Below are 20378 nucleotides of genomic sequence, written 5' to 3'. Positions count from 1 at the left end.
CCGATGCGCCTGGAGGCTGTCTGCCAGCTGACCGGTGCGCGCTCCCCCGAGGGGTGTGGAGACGTGTGGATAGAGCGCGTGGCGATCGCATCCCGCGCGGGGCCGGGCGCGGCCTCCTTCGTCGCCAGCCCGACCTACCTGGAGGAGCTGCGCAGCCAGTCTCCTTCCGCCTGCTTCGCGCCGGCAGCCCTGGCCGGGGATCTTCCGCCGGGATGCGCGCCCCTGGTCCATCGCAATCCCCACGCCGCCTACGCCCTCCTGGCCGAGGCGCTCCATCCCCCGCGCCAGCATGTCGGCGCGGCCCGGATTTCACCCGACGCCCGGCTTGAGCCGGGAGTTCGCCTGGGTCCGGGCGTGGTCGTCGGTCAGGGTGCGGCGATCGGCGCCGGAACGGTGGTGGGCCCGAACACGGTGATTGGGCCCGGTGTCGCCATCGGCCGCGACTGTCGTATCGGGCCGAATGTCTCGATCAGCTTCGCCTTGCTGGGAGACAGGGTGAAGATTCTGTCCGGGGCGGTCATCGGCGAGGCGGGCTTCGGGGCTACGGCCGGATCTGCCGGCCTCATCGACATCCCGCAACTGGGCCGTGTGATCCTCCAGGATGGAGTGACGATCGGCGCCGGGACCACGATCGATCGCGGAGCCTTCGAGGATACCGTGGTCGGCGAGAACACCAAGGTCGATAACCAGGTCCATATCGCCCACAATGTCCGGATCGGGCGCAACTGCGTGCTGGCGGGTCAGACCGGAATCTCCGGCAGCGTCACCATTGGCGATGGCTGCCAGTTCGGGGGGCAGGCGGGCGTCGCCGACCACCTCGAGATCGGCGACGGCGCACGGATCGGAGCTTCCGGCGGCGTCCTGAGGAGTGTTCCGTCTGGAGAGACCTGGGCAGGGTTTCCCGCCCAGCCAGTTCAGAAATGGTTGCGTGAGGTCGCCTGGCTCTCGCGCGCCACGGGCCGCCGTCGCAGGGGAGGTGATGCATGACCGATGACTCCACCACCATCGAGATCGGTGAGATCCTGGCCCGGATCCCGCATCGCTTTCCCTTCCTGCTTGTTGACCGGGCCGAAGACTACGTCGCCGGCGAGTCGATCGTCGGGATCAAGGCCGTCACCTTCAACGAAGGCTTCTTCCAGGGGCACTTCCCGGACTATCCCGTGATGCCCGGGGTCCTGATCGTCGAGGCCATGGCCCAGACCGGCGCCGTCCTCATGTCCAAGACCCTCGACGTCGATCCGAGGGGAAAAACCATTCTGTTCGCCTCCGTGGACAATTGCCGTTTCCGGCATCCCGTGCGGCCGGGCGATCTTCTCAAGCTCAATGTTCGGGTCGCCAGGGCCCGCGGCGGTCTCTTCAAGTTCCAGGGGCGCGCCATGGTGGGCGACAAGGTCGCTGCCGAGGCGGAGTTCGCCGCCATGCTGGTGGAGACTCCCCAATGACTGTCGAAATCCATCCCACCGCCATCGTCGCCCCGGGCGCACAACTGGACGAAGGGGTCAGCGTCGGCCCCTACAGCCTGATCAGCGAGCATGCCCGCATCGGGGCGCGGACCCGCATCCTCGCCCACGTGGTGATCGAGAACCGGACGACGATCGGCGCCGACTGCCTGGTCCGCAACTTCTCGAATCTCGGCGGGCCGCCTCATCACACCGGATACCGCGGAGAGCCGACGGAACTCTGGCTCGGGGACCGGAACCAGATCTGGGAGCATGTCACCATGCACATCGGCACCGCCAACGGCGGCGGTGTAACCCAGGTGGGGAATGACGGGATGTTCATGGCCACCAGTCATGTGGGCCACGACTGCCGGGTCGGGAACAATGTGATCCTCGCGCACTCCGCCACCCTGGGCGGACACGTCGAGATCGGCGACCATGTGATGGTCTCGGGGCTCGCAGCGGTGCACCAGCACTGCCGGGTGGGCCGCTTCGCCTTCATCGGCGGCCTTGCGGCCGTGACCAAGGACGTGATCCCCTACGGGCTTGTCTGGGGTAATCACGCCCACCTTGAAGGGCTGAACCTCGTGGGCCTCAAGCGGCGGGACTTCAGCCGCGAGACGATCAGTCATCTCCGCGCCGCCTACCGCCTGCTCTTCGCCCGGGAAGGCAGCTTCCAGGAACGGATCGACGACACCCTGGCCCTCTACGGCCACAGCGCGCCCGTCCTCGAGGTCATCGACTTCATCCGGGCCGATGAGGCCAACAGGCCGATCTGCCTCCCCGCCCGGGAGGACTGAGCGTCATGCAGGGGCGCCTCGGCCTGATCGCCGGAGGCGGCGACCTGCCTCTGGAAATCGCCCGGCACTGCGTCGAGACGGGCCGGCCTCTGTTCGTGGTCAGGCTGCGGGGGTTCGCCGGCGCGCCCATGGACGACTTTCCGGGTGAGACGGTCGGACTCGGGGAGGTCGGGCGCTGCATCAAGGTCCTCAAGGCCGCCGGCTGCGCCTCTGTCTGCCTTGCGGGGAATGTCGCCCGTCCGGACTTCGCCGCCCTCAAGCCCGATCTCAGGGGGGTCGCCATGCTGCCCCGTCTCATTCTCGAGGCGCGGCGGGGAGACGACGCCCTCTTGCGGGCCGTGCTCGACGAGTTCCGCAAGGAGGGTTTCGCCATCGAAGGCGCCCATGAGGCCCGGAGCGATCTCTTGCTGTCAGCGGGCCCCCTGGGGCGGCTTGCGCCGGACCCTTCGCACCAGGCCGATATCCAGCGCGCCCTGGAGGTCGCCCGGCGGATCGGGGATCTGGACATTGGCCAGGGCGCCATTGTCTGCGAGGGACTCGTCCTCGCGGTTGAAGCCCAGGAGGGCACCGACGCCATGCTCCGCCGGGTTGCCGAGGAGGTGGCTCCGGCCTTGCGCGGCGAGGCGGGGCGCCGGCGGGGCGTCCTGGCCAAGGCGCCCAAGCCGATCCAGGAAACCCGGGTGGATCTTCCGACCCTCGGACCCGCCACCGTGCGCGGCGCGGCGCGTGCAGGTCTGGCGGGCATTGTCGGGGAGGCGGGGCGGACCCTTGTCCTGGAGCGTGAGGCCGTCATCCGGCTGGCGGACGAACTCGGTCTCTTCGTGGTCGGGGTCGAGGCGGAATGAGCGGAAAACCGCCGGTCATCATGCTGGTCGCCGGAGAGCCCTCCGGGGACGATCGCGGCGCGGGGCTGGCCCTCGCCCTGCGCGAGCGCTGCGGACCCGATCTGAGGCTGGTGGGCGTCGGCGGACCGCGCATGGCGGCGGCGGGTGTCGAGAGCCTGTTCGACATGTCCGAGATCTCGGTGTTTGGTCTGCTGGAGGGCCTGCTCGCCATCCCGCGGGTGCGACAGCGGGCCGAGGAAACCGCCCGGGCCGCCGCGAGGGAGGGGGTGGACCTTGTCGTCCTCATCGACTCCTGGGGGTTCAGCTGGCTTGCGGCCCGGGCCATCCGACGCCTCGCCCCGAAGGCTCGCCTTGTGAAGTACGTCGCGCCTCAGGTCTGGGCCACCCGGCCCGGGAGGGCCAAGGCGCTGGCAGGCCTGGTCGATCACCTGCTTGTCATCAACAGCTTCGAGCCGCCCTATTTCGAGGCCTGGGGCCTGCCGACCACCTTTGTCGGTCATCCGGCCCTTCATATGGACTTCTCGGATTGCGACCCGGCGGCTTTCCGAGCGCGCCACGCCATTGCGGCCTCCGCACCCGTCCTTCTGGTGCTGCCCGGCAGTCGCCCGGGAGAGGTCGATCGCCTGCTGCCGCCCTTCGAGGAGGCGGTGAAGCGGTTAAAGGCCGATCATCCGACCCTGCAGGTCGTCCTGCCCGTGGCGGAGACCGTTGCAGCGCGGGTCAGGGCCGCGGTCGCCGGCTGGCCCTTCCGGGTGCATGTGGTCGAGGGTGAGCGCGAAAAGCGGGAGGCCATGCGCGCCGCCGATCTCGCCCTGGCCTGTTCGGGAACCGTGACCCTTGAGGTCGCCCAGGCGGGCGTGCCGATGGTCGTCGCCTACCGCCTTGGGAATGTGACCCACTTTGTCGCGCGGTTCCTGATCCGCACGCCCTGGGTCGTGCTGTTCAACATCGCGGCCCGAGACTTCCTGGCGCCAGAGCTCATCCAGGACGAGTGCAACGGCCCCCGACTTGCGGCCGAGCTTGACCTGCGGCTCCGGGACCCGGACCTGCGGCGTGCACAGGTTGCAGCCCAGGATGCGGCGCTGGACAAAATGGGACGCGGCGGTCCCGATCCCTCGGAGACCGCCGCGCGGGTTGTACTCGGCCTGCTGGACGAAGATCAGCGGCGCTTGTCGAGCGGCACGTAATCGCGCGCAGGCGCGCCGGTGTAGATCTGCCGCGGGCGGCCGATCTTCTGCGACGGGTCCTCGATCATTTCCTTCCACTGCGAGATCCAGCCCACAGTGCGCGCCAGGGCGAACAGCACGGTGAACATCTCGGGCGGGAAGCCGAGGGCCCGCAGGGTGATGCCCGAATAGAAATCCACGTTCGGATAAAGCTTGCGCTCGACGAAGTAGGGATCGTTGAGGGCGATCTTCTCCAGCTCCATCGCCACCTTCAGAAGGGGGTCGTTGGAGTGGCCGACCTCGGCCAGGACCTCATGGCAGGTCTGCTGCATGACCTTCGCGCGAGGGTCATAGTTCTTGTAGACCCGGTGGCCGAAGCCCATCAGCCGGTACTTCCGGTCCTTCACGCCCTGGACGTACTCCGGGATCCGATCCACCGAGCCGATCTCGGCCAGCATGTTCAGGGCCTCTTCATTGGCCCCGCCATGGCTGGGACCCCAGAGGCAGGCGATGCCGGCGGCGATGCAGGCGAAGGGATTGGCGCCGGAGGAGCCGGCGAGGCGCACCGTGGAGGTGGAGGCGTTCTGCTCGTGGTCGGCGTGCAGGATGAAGATGCGGTCCATGGCCCGGGTGAGGACCGGGTTCGGCTTCCAGTCCTCGGCGGGCACCGAGAAGCACATGCGCAGGAAGTTCTCGGAGTAGGAAAGCTCGTTGCGCGGATAGACGAAGGGCTGGCCCCGGAAATACTTGAACGCCCGGGCGGCGATCGTCGGCATCTTGGCGATCAGCCGGTGCGACGAGATGATACGTTGCTGCGGATCATCGATGTTGGCGCTGTCGTAGTAGAAGGCGGACAGGGCGCCAACAGCGCCGACCATGATGGCCATCGGGTGAGCATCACGCCGGAAGCCATTGAAAAACCGATCGAACTGATCGTGAACCATGGTGTGGTTCGTGATCGTGTTCTGGAAGCTTTCGTACTCCTGGGCGCTGGGAAGGTCGCCGTTCAGCAACAGGTAGCAGACTTCGAGGAAGGTCGACTTCTCGGCCAGCTGGTCGATCGGGTATCCGCGGTGCAGCAGAATGCCCTTGTCGCCGTCGATGAAGGTGATCTTGCTCTCGCAGGACGCCGTCGAGGTGAAGCCGGGGTCATAGGTGAAGACGTCTGCTTCCGCATAGAGCTTGCGGACATCGACGACAGCCGGGCCGTCCGTGCCCCGAAGCACCGGAAGTTCGACCGTCGTTCCCGCGACGCTGATCTTGGCCGTATCCCCCATCACATCCCCTCGTTCCGGAAGAAACTGAACATATGGTTTGATGCCTTATACCGCCTAACATTCAGTTAGGAAGCGCATCCTGCATCCGGGCGAGGCTTTCGTCCCGGCCGATCGAGACGAGGGCGCCTGCAAGGTCAGGCGCCGGCGAGCCTCCCGACAGCACGGCCCTCAGGGCGGGGCCAAACTTGCCGATTCCGACCGCCTCGGCCTCGGCGAAGGCGCGGATCTCCGCCTCCAGGGCGGGGAGGGTCCACTCCGCATCCGCAAGCCGCTCGGCGAGCCGGCCCAGCCGGGCGCGGGTTTCCCCGGTCAGCTGGCCCAGGGCCTTTTCGGGCAGCTCCAGAGGGCGCCGGCGCAGGGCGAAGATGACCGCGTCCGCAAGGTCCAGAAGGGTGCGGGCGCCGTCGCGCACGAGGGGCAGGGTCCGCAAGAGGACCTCCCTGTCTCCGTCATGCAGCGGCCAGTCCCGGCTCTTCAGCACAGTCTCCACCAGGTTGGCCAGCCGCTCCGGGTCGGCCTGCCGGATGTAATGATTGTTCAGGTGATTGAGCTTGTCCCAGTCCAGGCGGGCGGGGGCGCCCACCACGTCGCGGATATCGAACCAGGCCCGGGCCTGGTCGTCCGTGAAGATCTCGTCGTCGCCGTGTCCCCAGCCCAGCTTGGCCAGGTAGTTCCGCAGGGCCTCGGGCAGATAGCCCATGTCATCGAACTCGCTGACCGCCTGGGCGCCGTGCCGCTTGGACAATTTCTTGCCGTCAGGGCCGTGGATCATGGGCAGATGAGCCCAGACCGGCGTTTCCCATCCCATGGCCTGATAGATGTGGGTCTGACGCGCCGCATTGGTGAGGTGGTCGTCCCCCCGGATGACGTGGGTCACCCCCATGTCGTGATCATCGACCACGACAGCGAGGTTGTAGGTGGGCGTGCCGTCCGTGCGCAGCAGGATCAGGTCGTCCAGGTCGGCGTTGCGAAAGATCACCTCGCCCTTCACCTGGTCGTCGATCCGGGTCTCGCCCGACTGGGGCGCCCGCAGGCGGATCACGTGCGGTCGCTCCAGGTCGTCCGGGCCGCCATTGGCGTCGCGCCAGGGCGAGCGCACCACCCGTCCCTCGGCGCGCGCCCTCTCGCGTTCCTCCGCCAGCTCGTCAGGCGTCATGTAGTCCCGGTAGGCCCCGCCCCGGGCCAGCAGCTCCAGGGCGACCGCGCGGTGTCGGTCGGCGCGGGAAAACTGGAACACCGGCGGCTCGTCCGGTTCCAGCCCCAGCCAGGACAGACCGTCGAGGATCACCTTCACGGCGGCGTCCGTCGACCGCTCCCGGTCGGTGTCCTCGATCCGGAGCAGGTACTTCCCGCCCATCCGGCGGGCGTAAAGCCAGTTGAACAGGGCGGTGCGCGCCGTGCCGATGTGCATCGACCCGGTCGGAGAGGGCGCGATGCGCGTGACGACCTGACGTTCGCTCATGAGGGTACCGAGACAGATGGGTGAGACCGCCGCCACTGGCGGCGGGCCGCCTCTTAACATGCGTCTCGCGCGCGCTCCTAGCCTGAGAGGCGCCCGCCTCTGGCTGGGGCGGCAGGCGGACCTCCAGGCCGGACGCTTCGGGCTCTGGACCCCGGTCGCTCTGGGCTGCGGCGCCGCGCTCTACTTCGCCCTGCCCGGAGAACCTGTTCTTGGAGTGGCGATCCTGTCCCTTCTCGCGGCCGTCGTCCTTGCCCTGACGGCCATGAGAGCTCCCCTGGGGCCCGCAGCCTCCGGCGCCCTCGTTCTCCTGGCCTGCCTCGCCGCGGGCCTCGGCCTCGCCCGGCTGAGGACCGAGCAGGTCCAGGCTCCCATCATTCCGCCCGGCGGGGATGTTCGCCGGATCGAGGCGTGGGTGGTGGATGTGGCGAGTCCCGGGCAGGGCGGAAGCCGGGTCCTCCTGGCCCCGGTCACCGTGGCGGGTCTCTCGCCCGATGAGACCCCCATCCGCATCCGGCTGACCCTCCGCGGTCCGGAGGCGCCTCCGGCGCCGGGAACCCGGATCACCACCCGGGCCCTGCTGAATCCGCCGCCGCCGCCGTCCTCGCCAGGCGCCTATGACTTCGCCCGGGACTCCTTCTTCGACGGCGTGGGAGGGGTCGGGCTGGCTCTGGGCGGGGTCGAGGCTGCGACCGGTCCGCCGGGCGCCCTTCCCTGGGGACTGCGTCTCCAGATGCAGGTCAACGCCTTCCGGTGGGACCTCACCCGACGCCTTGTCGATCGCATGGGGGTGGAGCGCGGCGGTCTCGCCGCCGCCATGACCACGGGTCATGAGGCCTTTGTCCCTCCCGCCCAGGTCGAAGCGCTGAGGGCGGCGGGCCTCGCCCACATCATCTCGATTTCCGGCCTGCACATGGCGATCGTGGGCGGGTTCGTCTACGGGCTCGCCAGGCTCGCCGTCGCCGTGAGCCCCTGGCTCGCCCTCAGGCTCCCCGGCCGCAAGGTCGCAGCGGCCTCCGGGATGATCGCCATTCTCGCCTACCTCGTCCTGTCGGGAGGGCCTGATCCGGCGGTCCGGGCGGGGGTCACGGCCTGCGCCGCCTTCTGCGCCATTCTCTGGGATCGCCGGGCCATCAGCCTCCGGACCCTGGCGCTGGCGGCGACGGTCGTCCTGCTCATGCGACCGGAGGCGGTTACCCAACCGGGCTTCCAGATGTCCTTCGCCGCCACCGCCGCCCTGGTCGCCCTCGCCGAGGCCTGGCCGGCGCCGGTTCGCGAAATCTCCACCCCCCTGCCGGTCCGGATCCTTCAAGGCGCGGGCGCCGCCGCCCTGGCCGGGGTCCTGATCTCGCTGGCGGCGGGTCTCGCCACCGGCCCCTTCGCCCTACAGCACTTCAACCGGATCGCGGTCTATGGGCTGCCCGCCAACCTCCTGTCGGAGCCGGTCTCCACCCTGCTTCTGATGCCGGCCCTCGCCCTCGGCGTCCTCCTCACGCCCCTCGGCCTCGGGGATGTCCCCCTCTGGTTTGCGGGACAGGGGATCGAGGCCCTGAACGCCATCGCCCGGATCTTCGCCGGCCTTCCGGGCGCGGAAAGGGTGATCGCCAGCGCGCCGCCCTGGGCCCTTCCGGTCACCTTTCTGGGGCTGCTCTTCATCTGCCTCTGGAAGGGCCCGCTCAGGTGGATCGGCCTGCCGCTCGCCCTTGCGGTCTATCTCGCCCCGCGGACGCCGGCCCCGGATCTCTGGGTGGCCCATGACGGCGCGTCTGCAGCCGTCCGTGCGGGGGATTCGGCGGTCGCCCTGAGGCCGGACGTGCGCCGCTTTGGCGCGGAGGTCTGGTCCCGCCGGCGGGGTCTTGCCCTTCGTGCCCCGACTGACGGTCCGGTTCCCGGCCTGGCTTGCAGGACCTACGCCTGCACGCCGGTCCCGGGGGGGCCGCCGGTGGCGGTCATCTGGACCCGGCGACCTGGCGTGCTGCAGAGGGAATACCGGCTGGCCTGCAGTTCAGCCGACCTGATCGTCCTGCGCGGACGACGCCCGGCCGGGCCCTGCGGGGCGCGGTTCATCCTGGATGAGACGGATTTCCGATCGGGTGGCTCGGTAGAGCTCTGGCGGCTTCCCGACGGACGATGGCGCGCCCTCTGGGCTCAGCCCATGCGGGGCGCCCGGCCGTGGGCGGCCCCCGGGTATCAGTGATAGGCCCGGATGAGACCGACGAGCTTGCCCTGCACCGCCACCTGGTCCGGCCCGAAGATCCGGGTCTCATAGGCCGGGTTGGCGGCCTCGAGCGCGATGGAGGCGCCCTTGCGGCGAAGACGCTTCAGCGTGGCTTCCTCCCCCATGACCAGGGCCACGACGATGTCGCCGGAACTGGCGGAGTCGGTCCGGCGAATGATCACCCGGTCCCCGTCGAGGATGCCGGCGTTGATCATGGAGTCGCCCTGGACCTCCAGGACGAAGTGCTCTCCGGCGCCGAGGATCGCCTCGGGCACCGGCATGCGGTCTCGTTCCTGCTGGATGGCCTCGATGGGCGTACCGGCGGCGATCCGCCCGAGGACGGGCAGCTCCCGGATGTCGTTGGCGGCCAGGGGCGCGACCGGGGCCGGGGCGCCTGGCTCAACCACCGAAAGCCTGGCGGGGCCGCGGCCCCGGGGCGGAGCCGAGGCGGTCTCCTGCTGCGGAAGCTTCACCACCTCCAGCGCGCGCGCCCGGTGCGGCAGGCGCCGGAGAAAGCCGCGTTCCTCGAGGGCCGTGATCAACCTGTGGATCCCGGACTTGGACGCGAGGTCAAGGGCGTCCTTCATCTCGTCGAAGGACGGGGAGACGCCTGTCTCCTTGATCCTTTCATGGATGAACATGAGAAGTTCGTGCTGTTTGCGCGTCAGCATGTCCGGAGCCCCCTCCAGGGAACAAAGCAACAACTTACGGCGATGTTCTTCTGGTGTTCTCAGGGAATGTCAAGCGCCCTGGCGCGAGGCCCGGGTCAGGCGCCGAGGAGGGCCCGGGTCGCCGCAGCCACGTCGTCCTGCCGCATCAGGCTCTCGCCCACCAGCATGGCCACGGCGCCGGCCCGGGAAAGGCGTTCGGCGTCCTGCCGGCTGAAGATCCCGCTCTCGGTCACAAGTTGAGCGTTTTCAGGGACCTGCGCGGCGAGTCTTTCCGTCACCGCCAGGTCCGTGACAAAGGTCCGCAGGTCGCGGTTGTTCACGCCGACCAGCCGTGCGCCCAGTCCGCCGGCCCGGCGCATCTCGACCTCGTCGTGGACCTCGACCAAGGCGTCCATTCCAAGGCGGTCGGCCTCCGACATGAGTTCGGCGGCGAGGCCGTCCTCGACCATGGCCAGAATCACGAGGATGGCGTCGGCCCCCAGGGCGCGGGATTCGGCGACCTGCCAGGGATCGACCAGGAAGTCCTTGCGCAGGCAGGGCAGGGGGGTCGCCGCCCGCGCAGCGACGAGATAGGCGTCGTCACCCTGGAAACTCGGCCCGTCGGTCAGCACCGACAGGCAAGCGGCCCCGCCTTCGGCATAGGCGCGGGCCAGGGCGGGCGGGTCGAAGTGACCGCGTATCAGGCCCTTGGACGGCGAGGCCTTCTTGATCTCCGCGATCAGGGCGAGTCGTCCGGGTCCTGCGGCGGCCTCCAGGGCGGCGGCGAACCCCCTGGGCGGGCTTGCGCCCGCTGCGGCGGCCTCGACCTCAGCCTGCGGCCGGGATGCCTTGCGCCCGGCGACGTCGGCGCGCTTGTAGTCGGCGATGCGCGCGAGAATGTCGGTCATCGGCCGTTGGAGATCCGCACCAGGGCTTCCAGCGCCGCCCGGGCGCGACCATCATCGATGACCTGACCCGCCAACCGCACCCCCTCGGCGAGGGTGCGCACCCGGCCAGAGACGACAAAGGCGGCCGCGGCGTTCAGCAGAACGATGTGGCGATAGGGTCCCGGGGCGCCGTCGAGAAGCGCCTGCAGGGCCCTGGCGTTGTACCCGGGGTCTCCGCCGACCAGATCCTGCAGACGGCCCTCGGGAATGCCCGCCTCCTCGGGGCGTACCGTAAAGCGGCGAAGGACCCCGTCCTTGAGCGCGACGACCTCGGTCTCGCCGGTGGTGGTGAGCTCATCCATGCCCTGCCCGTGGACCACCCAGGCGCATTCGGAACCGAGGTCGCGCAGGACCTCGGCCATCGGCTGAAGCCAGGCGGGATCGAAGACCCCGAGCACCTGGCGGGCGGCGCCGGCGGGATTGGTGAGGGGCCCCAGGAGATTGAAGAGGGTGCGATAGCCCAGCTCCGCGCGGATCGGGGAAACATGCCGCATGGCGCTGTGGTGCGCCTGGGCGAAGAGAAAGCAGACGCCCGCCTCCTCCAGGGCCTTCCTTTGCCGGTCGGCCCGGGCCTCGATGTCTACGCCAAGGGCCAAAAGGACGTCGGCGGCTCCGGACTTGGAGGAAAGGGCGCGGTTTCCGTGCTTGGCCACCTTCAGGCCCCCGCCGGCCGCCACGAACGCCACCGCCGTGGAGATGTTCAGGGTGTGCAGGCCGTCTCCCCCGGTGCCGCAGACGTCGAGGGTGGGGAAGGGAACCTCCAGCCGCAGGGCGGCGGCGCGCATGGCCCGTGCGCCCGCAGCGATCTCGCCCGGGGTCTCGCCGCGCATGCGAAGGGCTGTCAGGGCGGCGCCGACCTGGGCGGGGGAGGGTTCGCCCTTCAGGCATGCGGCGAAGAAGGCTTCGGCCTCGGCGGCGTCCAGGACCTCGCCCTCGACCAGCCGGCGGAGCAGCGGGCGGAAGACCTCAGACACGGGCCCGGGCCGCGAGTTCAAGGAAGTTGCCCAGCAGCTTGTGGCCGCCTTCCGTGGCGATCGACTCCGGGTGGAACTGGACCCCGTGAACCGGGCGGGTCCGGTGCTGGAGCCCCATGATCTCGCCGTCGTCGGTCCAGGCGGTGACCTCCAGGGCGTCAGGCAGGCTGGCCTGCTCCACGGCCAGGCTGTGGTAGCGCGTCGCCGTGAAGGGGTTCGGCAGGTCGGCGAAGACGCCCTTGCCGGTGTGACGGATCGCGCTGGTCTTGCCGTGCATCAGGGCCTTGGCCCGGACCACCCGGCCCCCGAAGGCCTGCCCGATGGACTGGTGCCCCAGGCAGACGCCGAGGATCGGGAGGGTGTCGGGGGCCTTGCGCAGGAGTTCCAGGCAGATGCCCGCCTCATCCGGCGAGCAGGGTCCCGGCGAAAGCAGGACCGCGTCGGGCCTCAGGGCGATGGCCTCCGCCGCCGTCAGGTCGTCATTGCGCTGAACGCGCGTCTCCGCCCCCAGTTCGTTCAGGTAATGAACCAGGTTGTAGGTGAAGCTGTCGTAGTTATCGATCACCAGGATCATGGCCCTGTCCCTAGTGAAACCCGCGCGCGAGGGAAAGCCCGATTGTCAGGAACGGCGCGAAGGGACAGGCTCCAAGCATGGCCGAAGATGATTCCCCCCGGGGGGCTGTCAGCCCTGACGAACTGGCTCGCGCCAAAGCCCTGCTGAAAACCCCGGGCCGGAAAGACGGGGCCTGGGCCGCCCTGGCCGCCGCCGCCTTTGCGGCGGCGACGTCCCTGGCCCTCGCCGCCGCGGTGATCCTCGCGCCGGCGCCCTGATCAGACGAAGCGCCAGGCCTCCTCGGCGGCCCGGCGCAGGGCTCTGGCCTTGTGCAGGGTCTCGTCGTACTCGGCGTCGGCGTCGCTGTCGGCCACCACGCCGCCGCCGGCCTGGATGTGCATGATGCCGTCCTTGAAACAGGCCGTCCGCAGGACGATGCAGGTGTCCACCGATCCATCCGCGCCGAAATAGCCCACCGCCCCGGCATAGGCGACGCCGCGCTTCTCGGTCTCCAGTTCGTCGATGATCTCCATGGCCCGCACCTTGGGCGCTCCCGAAAGGGTGCCCGCCGGCAGGGCGGCCATGAGCACGTCCACAGGATCCAGGCCCTCGGGGGCGTCGCCCTCGACATTGGAGACCAGGTGCATGACGTGGCTGTATCTCTCGACAAAGAAGCTGTCGGTGACCCGCACATGGGGCCCGGCCCGGCGGGCGGCGGGCGCATTGGCGCCGGCGGCGTTCAGCATGGCCACCCGGCCGACATCGTTGCGTCCGAGGTCCAGGAGCATCAGATGCTCCGCGCGCTCCTTGGGGTCCGCGAGAAGCTCGGCTTCCAGGGCCAGGTCCTCCTCGGGTGTCGCGCCCCGGGGCCGCGTCCCGGCGATGGGGCGGATGGTGATCTTGCCGTCCCTGAGCCGGACCAGGATCTCCGGCGAAGACCCCGCCAGCTGGAAGTCGCCGAAGTTCAGGTAGAACAGGAAGGGGGAGGGATTGGTCCGGCGCAGCGACCGGTAGAGCGCAAAGGGATCGTGCGGAAACGGCGCCCGGAATCTGTGGCTGGGCACCACCTGGAAGATATCGCCGGCGGCGATGTAGGCCTTCGCGCGGCTCACCACAGTGCGATAATCCTCACGGCTGACCGGCGTCGTGAAGCGATCGGGCAGGGGCTCGGCTGTTCCCTTCGGCGGCTGTGCGGAGGCCTTGAGGTCCTCCCGGATCGCCGAGAGCCGGGTGATCGCCGCCGCCCAGGCCGTTTCCGCCGGGCCCTCTGATGGCCGGACGGTCGTCGCGAGCAGGATCTCCTGGCCGATGCTGTCGAACACCGCCACCACCGAGGGCCGGATCATGACGGCGTCCGGAAGCCCCAGGGTGTCCGGGTTGATGTTGGGCAGACGCTCGACAAGGCGCACCATGTCATAGCCAATCGCTCCGAATACGCCGGCCGTCATCGGAGGAAGGCCTGCGGGCGTTTCGAGGCGGGAAGCCGCCACAAGGTCGCGCAGGGAGTCCAGGGCGCCCCCGGGCTGGACCGTGAACCGGCCCTCTGCAATCGCCTCGCCCTCGGCCACCTCCGCGGTGTCGCCGCGGCAACGCCACACCAGGTCCGGCTTGAGGGCGATCACCGAGTAGCGTCCCCGCCAGGCCCCTCCCTCGACGCTCTCGAAAAGGAAGGCGTAGGGTCGGCCATTCGCGATCTTGAGGTAGGCTGAGACGGGCGTTTCCAGGTCGTCGATCAGACGGGTCCAGACCACCTGGGCGCGACCCGCGCCATAGATGTCCCGGAAGGCCTCGAAGCCGGGTTCGGGGCTCACTTTTCCCCCGCCGGCTGTTCTGTCTTGGGCGCCTCGACGCCAAGGGCCTGGCGGGCCAGCTCCAGCGAGGTCTCCACCTTCAGCACCGAGCGGGCGTAGCGTGGAAGCTCAGCGCCCAGCTCCTCGAAGATGGCCATGCCCAGCTGCGGCCGGACGTCCTCCACGGACCGGGCGTTGTCGGCTACGGCAGGGGGCGTGATCGTTTCCACCCGACCGACCGTCACGGCGAAAGCGGCGGGGTTGGCGGCGACAAAGACACCCCCCTTGGTCGCCTGGAAGGCGGCCCCGAAACCTTCCTGCGACAGCGGTCCGCCCTGTCCGGCGCCCTGCCGGGTCAGGCCGGCCAGCCGCGCCGGGCGCGCACCGATGGACGCGGCCACGGCGGCGATGTCCTGTCCCTTGCGGACCTGCTCGGCGAGCGACTCGCCCTTGGCCCGCACCCGCTTGGCCATCTCCTGGTTCATCCAGGCCCGGGCCAGGGGCTGACGCACCTCGTCCAGAGGCGGAAGGGCGCGCGGAATGATCCTGTCCACCCGCACGACGAACGACTCTCCCTGAGTTTCCTCCTCGATCTGGCTCTCCCCGCCCTGCGGCAACCGGAATGCGGTCTCGATCAGACGCGGGCTCAGGCCGGCCACGGGGCGGCCGGTGGGATCAAAGCCCTGCTCGGCCACCGGCCCGACCGTCAGGACCGTCACCCCGGCCTTGGCCGCCGCTTCGTTGAGGGTGGCGCCTCCTGCGTGGGCGTCGTCATAGGCCTGGCTGAGGGCGTAGACCTTCTCGGCTGCGGCGGTCTTGCGCGCCTCGGCCTCCAGCATGGGCCTGATCTCGTCCAGGGTGACGTTCCGGCCCGGAGTGATCCCGGTCACCCGCAGGACAGCCACGCCAAGATCGCCCTGGACGATCCGCACTTCGCCCTGCGCCATGGCGAAGGCCGCCTCGGCGACCTTTTCGTCGACCACCGCGCTGCGCGGCTTGTCCGTGTAGATTACAGGCTCCACGCCCGCCGAGCGGGCGACCGCAGCGGGGTCCTCCCCCTTGCCCAGCCGGTCGGCCAGTCCGCGCGCAACCCCGGCGTCCCGGGCGGGGATCTGGATCAGGGACCGTGTTTCGGGGCGGTTGAGGGCGTCCTTCCGGAATTCGAACTGCCGGCGGACATCCGCCTCCGTGATCTTGACCTGGCCGGCGACCTGGGCCGAGCTGAAGCGCACGACGCTCAACACCCGGAACTCAGGGCGCATCAGCTGCTCGGAGTTCGCCTTCATGAACTCGGTCAGCTGGCTGTCGGACGGCGGCCGGGGCGCCTCGACGGCGGCGGGGCCGACATTGAAGGCGAGGACATCGCGGGACTCCTGCGCGAAGACGACGGCCAGCGCGCCATAGGCGCGCGGCGGGCGCAGGCCGTCCACCAGCCCTGAGGCAAGATGAGACTGGGCGATGTCGTCCCGGATGCTCTGCTCGAACATGGCCGGGGTCATCTTGTTGCGCGCCAGGGCGTCCTGGTAGAGCCGCCGGTCGAAGCGGCCGCTCAGCTGGTCGAAGAAGGCGGGAATCTTCTGGATTTCCGCCGTGATCAGGGCGTCGGAGGGGCGCAGACCGATCCGCTCGATCAGGGCCGCCACCGCCTGGCGGTCCGCCAGGCTCTGCAGAAGCCGGACATCCAGCCGCTCCTGCACGGCGAGTTCGTTGGTGATCTGCTGGCCGGTCTGCTCTTGGAGGTTCTGGCGCGTGCGGTCCCACTCCGACCGGAAGGTCTCGACGGAAACGGTCCTGTTCCCGGCCTTCACCACCTCGGTCGGAACAGGGGTCCTGAAGACGTCCCCGACGCCGAAGACCGCAAAGCTGATGATCAGGAGGCCGATCAGCAGAAGGGCGACCCAGGACCTTGCGAAGGCGCGGATGAGGGTGATCATGAAATCCTTCCCGGCCCGTCGCGCGGGCGCATTGCAAGGCCGGGTATAGAGGCTTGGCCAGTCCGTGGGCAAGCCGCACCGAGGGCGCGCGCCGGGTGACAGGCCGCACATCGTGTCGTATCCGGCGGACTTCGGGTTCAGTCAGGTCGAAAGGGAGGCTCCGCGTGGAGAAGCGGATCGTGGGCAACTGGAAGATGAACGGTCTTTCGACCTCCCTGCGCGAGGCCCGTGCGGTGGCGGACGGCCTGCGGGGGGCCTCGGCGCGGGTCGCCCTCTGTCCGCCCTCCACCCTGGTGGAGCGGATGGCCCGGGCGCTTGCCGGAACCGAGGTCCAGGTTGGCGGGCAGGACTGCCGGGCGGAGGAGTCCGGGGCCTTCACGGGCGATGTCTCCGCTGAAATGCTGGCCGACGCCGGGGCGGTCCTTGTCATCCTCGGCCATTCGGAGCGGCGGGCCGGCTTCGGGGAGACCGACGACCTTGTGTCGGCCAAGGTCGGCGCGGCCCTGCGCGCGGGCCTCCAGCCCATCGTCTGCGTGGGGGAGACCCTTGCGGAGCGGGAGTCCGGGCGCGCCCTCGACGTGGTCACCGCCCAGGTCAGGGGCTCGCTGCCGGCGTCCCTCGACGGCAAGGATTTTCTCCTCGCCTACGAGCCGGTCTGGGCGATCGGCACGGGCCTGACCCCCACCCTTGAGCAGATCGCCGAGGTTCACGCCGCAATCCGGGCCGAACTGGTCGTCCGGCAGGGACCGTCAGGGGCCCGGGTCCCCATCCTTTACGGAGGCTCGGTCAAGCCGGGCAACGCCGCTGAAATCCTCTCGACGCCGGAGGTGGGCGGCGCCCTGGTCGGCGGCGCCTCCCTCAAGGCGGCGGACTTCCTGGGCATTATTGCGGGCGCCTGAGGGCCTCCCAGGCGGCTGCGTCCAGGGGCGGCGGCGGGACGGACTGGAAACGCAAACTCTCAGGTGTTAGATCAGCCGCCGTCTCCGGTCGGTCCTCGGCCAGCTCTTTCGGTTGTTTCATGCTCGGGCTCCTGCTCACCCTCCACATCATCGTCAGCATCTGCCTGGCGGTGGTCGTCCTGATCCAGCGCTCGGAGGGCGGCGCCCTGGGCATGGGTGGCGGGCCCTCCGGCCTCATGACCGCCCGCGGCGCCGGCAACTTCCTGACCCGGATCACCTGGGCGCTCGGATCCGCCTTCTTCGTCCTCAGCCTCGCCCTGACCCTGGTCATGGGTCGCGAACGCGCCGGGGACTCCGTGGTCGATCGCATGCAGGTGGAGTCGCTCTCGCCCGAAGCGCTTCGTCGGCAGCAGGAACAGCAGCAGGCCCCCGCGGCGCCTGCGCCGGATGCAGCGCCGGCGCCCTTCGAGGCGCCTCGGCCGAGCCTCGCCAATCCCCTGACGGCGCCCGCTCCGCCGGCTTCCCAGACGCCTTCCGTCCCGCCGCCGTCGCAGGGCCAGTGAGCCTCGTCCACAGGTGAGGCCTTGCGACTGTCTGCAACCGGAGCCGAATCGCGGCTAACTGGACCCCCATGACCCGGTACATCTTCATCACCGGCGGCGTGGTCTCCTCCCTGGGAAAAGGTCTCGCCTCCGCCGCTCTCGGCGCGCTCCTCCAGGCGCGCGGCTACCGGGTGCGCCTTCGCAAGCTCGACCCCTATCTCAACGTCGACCCGGGGACGATGAGCCCCTACCAGCACGGCGAGGTCTTCGTGACCGAGGACGGCGCCGAGACCGACCTCGACCTCGGCCACTACGAGCGGTTCACCGGCGTCAACGCCGCCCGCGGCGACAACATCACCACCGGCCAGATCTACAAGACCATCATCGAGAAGGAGCGCCGCGGCGACTATCTCGGCGCGACGGTCCAGGTGATCCCGCACGTCACCGACGAGATCAAGGCCTTCGTCCTGTCCGATCCGGGTGAGGGCGTCGACTTCGTCCTGGTCGAGATCGGCGGCACGGTGGGCGACATCGAGGGCCTGCCCTTCTTCGAGGCCATTCGCCAGCTGGGCCAGGAACTGCCCCGGGGCATGGCCTGCTACATCCACCTCACCCTTCTGCCCTATGTGAAGACGGCCGGGGAGATGAAGACCAAGCCGACCCAGCACTCCGTCAAGGAGCTGAGGTCCATCGGCATCCAGCCCGACATCCTGCTCTGCCGCTGCGAGCAGCCCATTCCTCCGGCCGAGCGCCGCAAGATCGGCCAGTTCTGCAATGTCCGGGAGAGCGCCGTGATCCAGGCCATGGACTCGCCCAATATCTACGCGGTGCCGCTCGACTACCACGAGCAGGGACTGGACCGGGAAGTGCTGGACGTCTTCGGCCTCCTGGGGACGGCGCCCGAGCCCGACCTGACCGGCTGGCAAAGGGTCTCTGACCGCCTGGCCCATCCCGACGGCGAGGTCACCATCGCCATCGTCGGCAAGTACACGGGCCTGACCGACGCCTACAAGTCGCTGGTCGAGGCCCTCATCCACGGGGGCCTGGCCAGCAATGTCCGCGTGCGCCTGGACTGGATCGAGGGCGAGGCCTTCGAGCGTGACGAGGCCCTGATCGGCGAGCGTCTGGCCGGGGTGCACGGCGTGCTGGTCCCCGGCGCCTTTGGCGAACGCGGGGCGTTGGGCATGATCCGCGCCATCCAGTTCGCCCGGGTACACCAGATTCCCTATTTCGGCATCTGCTTCGGCATGCAGATGGCCATGATCGAGGCGGCCCGGAACCTGGCCGGCCTGTCCGAGGCCTCCTCCACCGAGTTCGGCCCCAGCGCCCAGCCCGTGGTGGGCCTCATGACGGAATGGACCCGCGGCAATGCGCGCGAGACCCGGGGGCAGGGCGACGACCTGGGCGGTACCATGCGCCTGGGCGCCTACGACGCCGTCCTCACGCCCGGTTCCCGCGTGGCGGCCATCTACGGCGCCGAGCACATCAGCGAGCGCCACCGCCACCGCTACGAGGTCAATATCCGCTATCGGGAGGCCATCGAGGCCACGGGCCTGTCCTTCACCGGCCTGTCTCCCGACGGCGTCCTGCCCGAGATCTGCGAGCGCGCCGACCATCCCTGGTTCGTCGGCGTCCAGTTCCACCCGGAGCTGAAGAGCCGCCCCTTCGACCCCCACCCCCTCTTCACCAGCTTCATCGGCGCCGCCAAGGAGCGCAGCCGGCTGGTCTGAGTCCGGGTGTCAGGGGTGAGGAGCGAACCCCTCAATCGTCTTCGAACTCTGAGGCGAAGTCCCGCCTCGCCGCCTCAATGAAGCCGTTCGGCGGTGGTGGCGGCTCCTGATCGCTCCGGTAGGTCAGGAACAGCTCTTCGAACCCCCCCGGAACGAAGCTGACCAGCAGCCTGACCGGCGCGTCGCCGGCATTGGCCAGGCCGTGGCGCACACCAGGCGGCACGCGCACGAAATCCCCGGCGTCGAGATCGAAGACCGCCTCGCCCAGCAGGAAGCGAAGCCTTCCGGACTGGACCAGGAAGGACTCCTCGATGTGGTCGTGACGATGCGGCCCCAGCTTCAGCGGCGCGTCCCCGACATGGGCCAGTCGCGGCGCCAGCGTCAGCTCCATCAATCCATAGCGGCCTTCCGTTTCACGCCCGAAGACCAGGATGCGGCCATGGTCAGGTCCATCCTCAAACGCCACGCCTTCGTTCGCCCGGACGGTCAGGGAGGATGTCATCTCCAGGTTCTTTCTGTCAGCCCACTGCGCGATGCCGCCAACGGTACCCGACCCTTGGTGGAGAACAAGCGCGTCGATTTTCCTTGGGGCGCCTCCAGGTTGGGTCCGGGAGACGCGCCGGCCGTCCGGCCCGGCTTGAATCCCCCGCACGATTGGGGCATAAGCCCCCACCTTGACGCGCTCCGGTTTCCGCAGCCGTCCTTCCCCTGTCCGCCAGAGAGAGTCTCCCGTGGCCGTTCCGAAGCGAAAAACCTCCCCCTCGCGCCGCAACATGCGTCGCTCGCACCACGCCCTGGGGGCCAACAGCTACGTCGAGGACAAGGAAACCGGCGAGCTGAAGCGCCCGCACCACATCGACCTGAAGACCGGCATGTACAAGGGCCGCCAGGTCATCACGCCGAAGGAAGACTAGGGCTCTCCGAAGCGACGGAATTCCAGGGCGCGGCGCCGAAGGGCCCCGCGCCCTTTCTGATTCCCGGGCGGTCGAGCCGCTGTTGCGCCCCCTCAGTCGGCTTCGCCGACAGCTCCCCCGCAGGGGAGCAATGACTCCCCAATGCCTCCCCCTCCTGAGGGGCCGCAGCGCCCCTCAGTCGGCTTCGCCGACAGCTCCCCCGCAGGAGAGCAATTCGCCGCTCCAATTCCTCCACCTCTTG

20 protein-coding genes are annotated in these 20378 nt (G+C 69.4%); 11 read left to right on the top strand and 9 right to left on the bottom strand.

Annotated features, from left to right (window positions below; all coding sequences use genetic code 11):
* From lpxD to lpxB, 5 genes are all read left to right on the top strand, one after another.
* Window positions 1-987 (top strand): UDP-3-O-(3-hydroxymyristoyl)glucosamine N-acyltransferase (gene lpxD, locus INE98_RS00625; protein WP_293535788.1); only part of this gene is annotated, 987 nt, incomplete at its 5' end.
* Entirely contained in the window at window positions 984-1442 is a 459-nt protein-coding gene (gene fabZ, locus INE98_RS00620) for a 3-hydroxyacyl-ACP dehydratase FabZ (protein ID WP_293535787.1), read from the top strand. The genes lpxD and fabZ, both read left to right, overlap by 4 nt.
* Window positions 1439-2239: an acyl-ACP--UDP-N-acetylglucosamine O-acyltransferase gene (lpxA, locus tag INE98_RS00615; RefSeq protein WP_293535786.1), complete on the top strand. Its 801-nt coding sequence runs from the start codon at window positions 1439-1441 to the stop codon at window positions 2237-2239. Before fabZ ends, lpxA begins: the two co-directional genes overlap by 4 nt.
* Window positions 2240-2244: 5 nt before the next feature.
* The gene (locus INE98_RS00610; protein WP_293535785.1) at window positions 2245-3084 is read left to right on the top strand and encodes an LpxI family protein; all 840 of its coding nucleotides are present in this window, start codon (window positions 2245-2247) and stop codon (window positions 3082-3084) included.
* The gene (lpxB, locus tag INE98_RS00605; protein WP_293535784.1) at window positions 3081-4271 is read left to right on the top strand and encodes a lipid-A-disaccharide synthase; all 1191 of its coding nucleotides are present in this window, start codon (window positions 3081-3083) and stop codon (window positions 4269-4271) included. Before INE98_RS00610 ends, lpxB begins: the two co-directional genes overlap by 4 nt.
* On the opposite strand, the gene gltA is transcribed toward lpxB, so the two are convergent.
* Entirely contained in the window at window positions 4244-5527 is a 1284-nt protein-coding gene (gene gltA, locus INE98_RS00600; RefSeq protein WP_293535783.1) for a citrate synthase, read from the bottom strand. The genes lpxB and gltA overlap by 28 nt on opposite strands.
* A gap of 61 nt (window positions 5528-5588) precedes the next feature.
* Window positions 5589-6989, bottom strand: coding sequence for a glutamate--tRNA ligase (gene gltX, locus INE98_RS00595; protein WP_293535782.1), 1401 nt, complete (start codon window positions 6987-6989; stop codon window positions 5589-5591).
* Between the two features lie 16 nt (window positions 6990-7005).
* Between gltX and INE98_RS00590 the strand changes: the two genes are divergently transcribed.
* Window positions 7006-9183 carry a ComEC/Rec2 family competence protein gene (locus INE98_RS00590; protein WP_293535781.1) on the top strand — a complete coding sequence of 726 codons (2178 nt, stop codon included), beginning with the start codon at window positions 7006-7008 and terminating at the stop codon, window positions 9181-9183.
* Here INE98_RS00590 and lexA read toward each other — a convergent pair.
* From lexA to INE98_RS00570, 4 genes are all read right to left on the bottom strand, one after another.
* Complete coding sequence (gene lexA, locus INE98_RS00585) at window positions 9177-9875, bottom strand: transcriptional repressor LexA (RefSeq protein ID WP_293535780.1); 699 nt, start codon at window positions 9873-9875, stop codon at window positions 9177-9179. The two genes, INE98_RS00590 and lexA, sit on opposite strands and share 7 nt — an antisense overlap.
* A 95-nt stretch (window positions 9876-9970) precedes the next feature.
* On the bottom strand, window positions 9971-10762 hold the full coding sequence (gene trpC / locus INE98_RS00580; RefSeq protein WP_293535779.1) for an indole-3-glycerol phosphate synthase TrpC: 792 nt from the start codon (window positions 10760-10762) through the stop codon (window positions 9971-9973).
* The gene (trpD, locus tag INE98_RS00575) at window positions 10759-11775 is read right to left on the bottom strand and encodes an anthranilate phosphoribosyltransferase (RefSeq protein ID WP_293535778.1); all 1017 of its coding nucleotides are present in this window, start codon (window positions 11773-11775) and stop codon (window positions 10759-10761) included. The genes trpC and trpD overlap by 4 nt, the downstream gene beginning before the upstream one ends.
* Window positions 11768-12349: an aminodeoxychorismate/anthranilate synthase component II gene (locus INE98_RS00570; RefSeq protein WP_293535777.1), complete on the bottom strand. Its 582-nt coding sequence runs from the start codon at window positions 12347-12349 to the stop codon at window positions 11768-11770. Before INE98_RS00570 ends, trpD begins: the two co-directional genes overlap by 8 nt.
* Before the next feature lie 77 nt (window positions 12350-12426).
* Here INE98_RS00570 and INE98_RS00565 point away from each other — a divergent pair, with 77 nt between their 5' ends.
* Window positions 12427-12606 (top strand): hypothetical protein, encoded by a 180-nt coding sequence (locus INE98_RS00565; RefSeq protein ID WP_293535776.1) that lies wholly within the window; start codon window positions 12427-12429, stop codon window positions 12604-12606.
* Here the strand turns inward: INE98_RS00565 and trpE are convergent, their stop codons facing one another.
* Together trpE and INE98_RS00555 are read right to left on the bottom strand one after the other, a co-directional pair.
* A complete protein-coding gene (gene trpE, locus INE98_RS00560) occupies window positions 12607-14139 on the bottom strand; it encodes an anthranilate synthase component I (RefSeq protein ID WP_293535775.1) in 1533 nt (510 codons plus the stop codon). It lies immediately after the preceding gene.
* On the bottom strand, window positions 14136-16052 hold the full coding sequence (locus tag INE98_RS00555; protein WP_293535774.1) for a peptidylprolyl isomerase: 1917 nt from the start codon (window positions 16050-16052) through the stop codon (window positions 14136-14138). Before INE98_RS00555 ends, trpE begins: the two co-directional genes overlap by 4 nt.
* Window positions 16053-16216: 164 nt before the next feature.
* Between INE98_RS00555 and tpiA the strand changes: the two genes are divergently transcribed.
* The 3 genes from tpiA (at window position 16217) to INE98_RS00540 (ending at window position 19223) form a co-directional block, all read left to right on the top strand.
* Entirely contained in the window at window positions 16217-16951 is a 735-nt protein-coding gene (tpiA, locus tag INE98_RS00550; protein WP_293535773.1) for a triose-phosphate isomerase, read from the top strand.
* A 119-nt stretch (window positions 16952-17070) separates the two neighbouring features.
* A complete protein-coding gene (secG, locus tag INE98_RS00545) occupies window positions 17071-17514 on the top strand; it encodes a preprotein translocase subunit SecG (protein WP_293535772.1) in 444 nt (147 codons plus the stop codon).
* Window positions 17515-17582: 68 nt separating this feature from the next.
* Complete coding sequence (locus tag INE98_RS00540; protein ID WP_293535771.1) at window positions 17583-19223, top strand: CTP synthase; 1641 nt, start codon at window positions 17583-17585, stop codon at window positions 19221-19223.
* A gap of 31 nt (window positions 19224-19254) precedes the next feature.
* On the opposite strand, the gene INE98_RS00535 is transcribed toward INE98_RS00540, so the two are convergent.
* Window positions 19255-19725 (bottom strand): cupin domain-containing protein, encoded by a 471-nt coding sequence (locus tag INE98_RS00535; RefSeq protein WP_293535770.1) that lies wholly within the window; start codon window positions 19723-19725, stop codon window positions 19255-19257.
* A 229-nt stretch (window positions 19726-19954) separates the two neighbouring features.
* Here INE98_RS00535 and rpmF point away from each other — a divergent pair, with 229 nt between their 5' ends.
* Complete coding sequence (gene rpmF / locus INE98_RS00530; protein ID WP_110450074.1) at window positions 19955-20137, top strand: 50S ribosomal protein L32; 183 nt, start codon at window positions 19955-19957, stop codon at window positions 20135-20137.
* Window positions 20138-20378: the final 241 nt, after the last annotated feature.

The sequence above is a fragment of the Phenylobacterium sp. genome (assembly GCF_020253645.1).
Classification (GTDB): Bacteria; Pseudomonadota; Alphaproteobacteria; order Caulobacterales; family Caulobacteraceae; genus Phenylobacterium.
The sequence above is the reverse complement of the archived record's forward strand: the minus strand, read 5'-3'. Positions and strand labels throughout refer to the sequence as shown.

What these genes read in the sequence shown, in the direction of transcription:
- fabZ (WP_293535787.1), top strand. Translation starts at nt 984, where the DNA reads ATGACCGATGACTCCACCACCATCGAGATCGGTGAGATCCTGGCCCGG.
- lpxA (WP_293535786.1), top strand. Translation starts at nt 1,439, where the DNA reads ATGACTGTCGAAATCCATCCCACCGCCATCGTCGCCCCGGGCGCACAA.
- INE98_RS00610 (WP_293535785.1), top strand. Translation starts at nt 2,245, where the DNA reads ATGCAGGGGCGCCTCGGCCTGATCGCCGGAGGCGGCGACCTGCCTCTG.
- lpxB (WP_293535784.1), top strand. Translation starts at nt 3,081, where the DNA reads ATGAGCGGAAAACCGCCGGTCATCATGCTGGTCGCCGGAGAGCCCTCC.
- gltA (WP_293535783.1), bottom strand. Translation starts at nt 5,527, where the DNA reads ATGGGGGATACGGCCAAGATCAGCGTCGCGGGAACGACGGTCGAACTT.
- gltX (WP_293535782.1), bottom strand. Translation starts at nt 6,989, where the DNA reads ATGAGCGAACGTCAGGTCGTCACGCGCATCGCGCCCTCTCCGACCGGG.
- INE98_RS00590 (WP_293535781.1), top strand. Translation starts at nt 7,006, where the DNA reads ATGGGTGAGACCGCCGCCACTGGCGGCGGGCCGCCTCTTAACATGCGT.
- lexA (WP_293535780.1), bottom strand. Translation starts at nt 9,875, where the DNA reads ATGCTGACGCGCAAACAGCACGAACTTCTCATGTTCATCCATGAAAGG.
- trpC (WP_293535779.1), bottom strand. Translation starts at nt 10,762, where the DNA reads ATGACCGACATTCTCGCGCGCATCGCCGACTACAAGCGCGCCGACGTC.
- INE98_RS00570 (WP_293535777.1), bottom strand. Translation starts at nt 12,349, where the DNA reads ATGATCCTGGTGATCGATAACTACGACAGCTTCACCTACAACCTGGTT.
- INE98_RS00565 (WP_293535776.1), top strand. Translation starts at nt 12,427, where the DNA reads ATGGCCGAAGATGATTCCCCCCGGGGGGCTGTCAGCCCTGACGAACTG.
- INE98_RS00555 (WP_293535774.1), bottom strand. Translation starts at nt 16,052, where the DNA reads ATGATCACCCTCATCCGCGCCTTCGCAAGGTCCTGGGTCGCCCTTCTG.
- secG (WP_293535772.1), top strand. Translation starts at nt 17,071, where the DNA reads ATGCTCGGGCTCCTGCTCACCCTCCACATCATCGTCAGCATCTGCCTG.
- INE98_RS00540 (WP_293535771.1), top strand. Translation starts at nt 17,583, where the DNA reads ATGACCCGGTACATCTTCATCACCGGCGGCGTGGTCTCCTCCCTGGGA.
- INE98_RS00535 (WP_293535770.1), bottom strand. Translation starts at nt 19,725, where the DNA reads ATGACATCCTCCCTGACCGTCCGGGCGAACGAAGGCGTGGCGTTTGAG.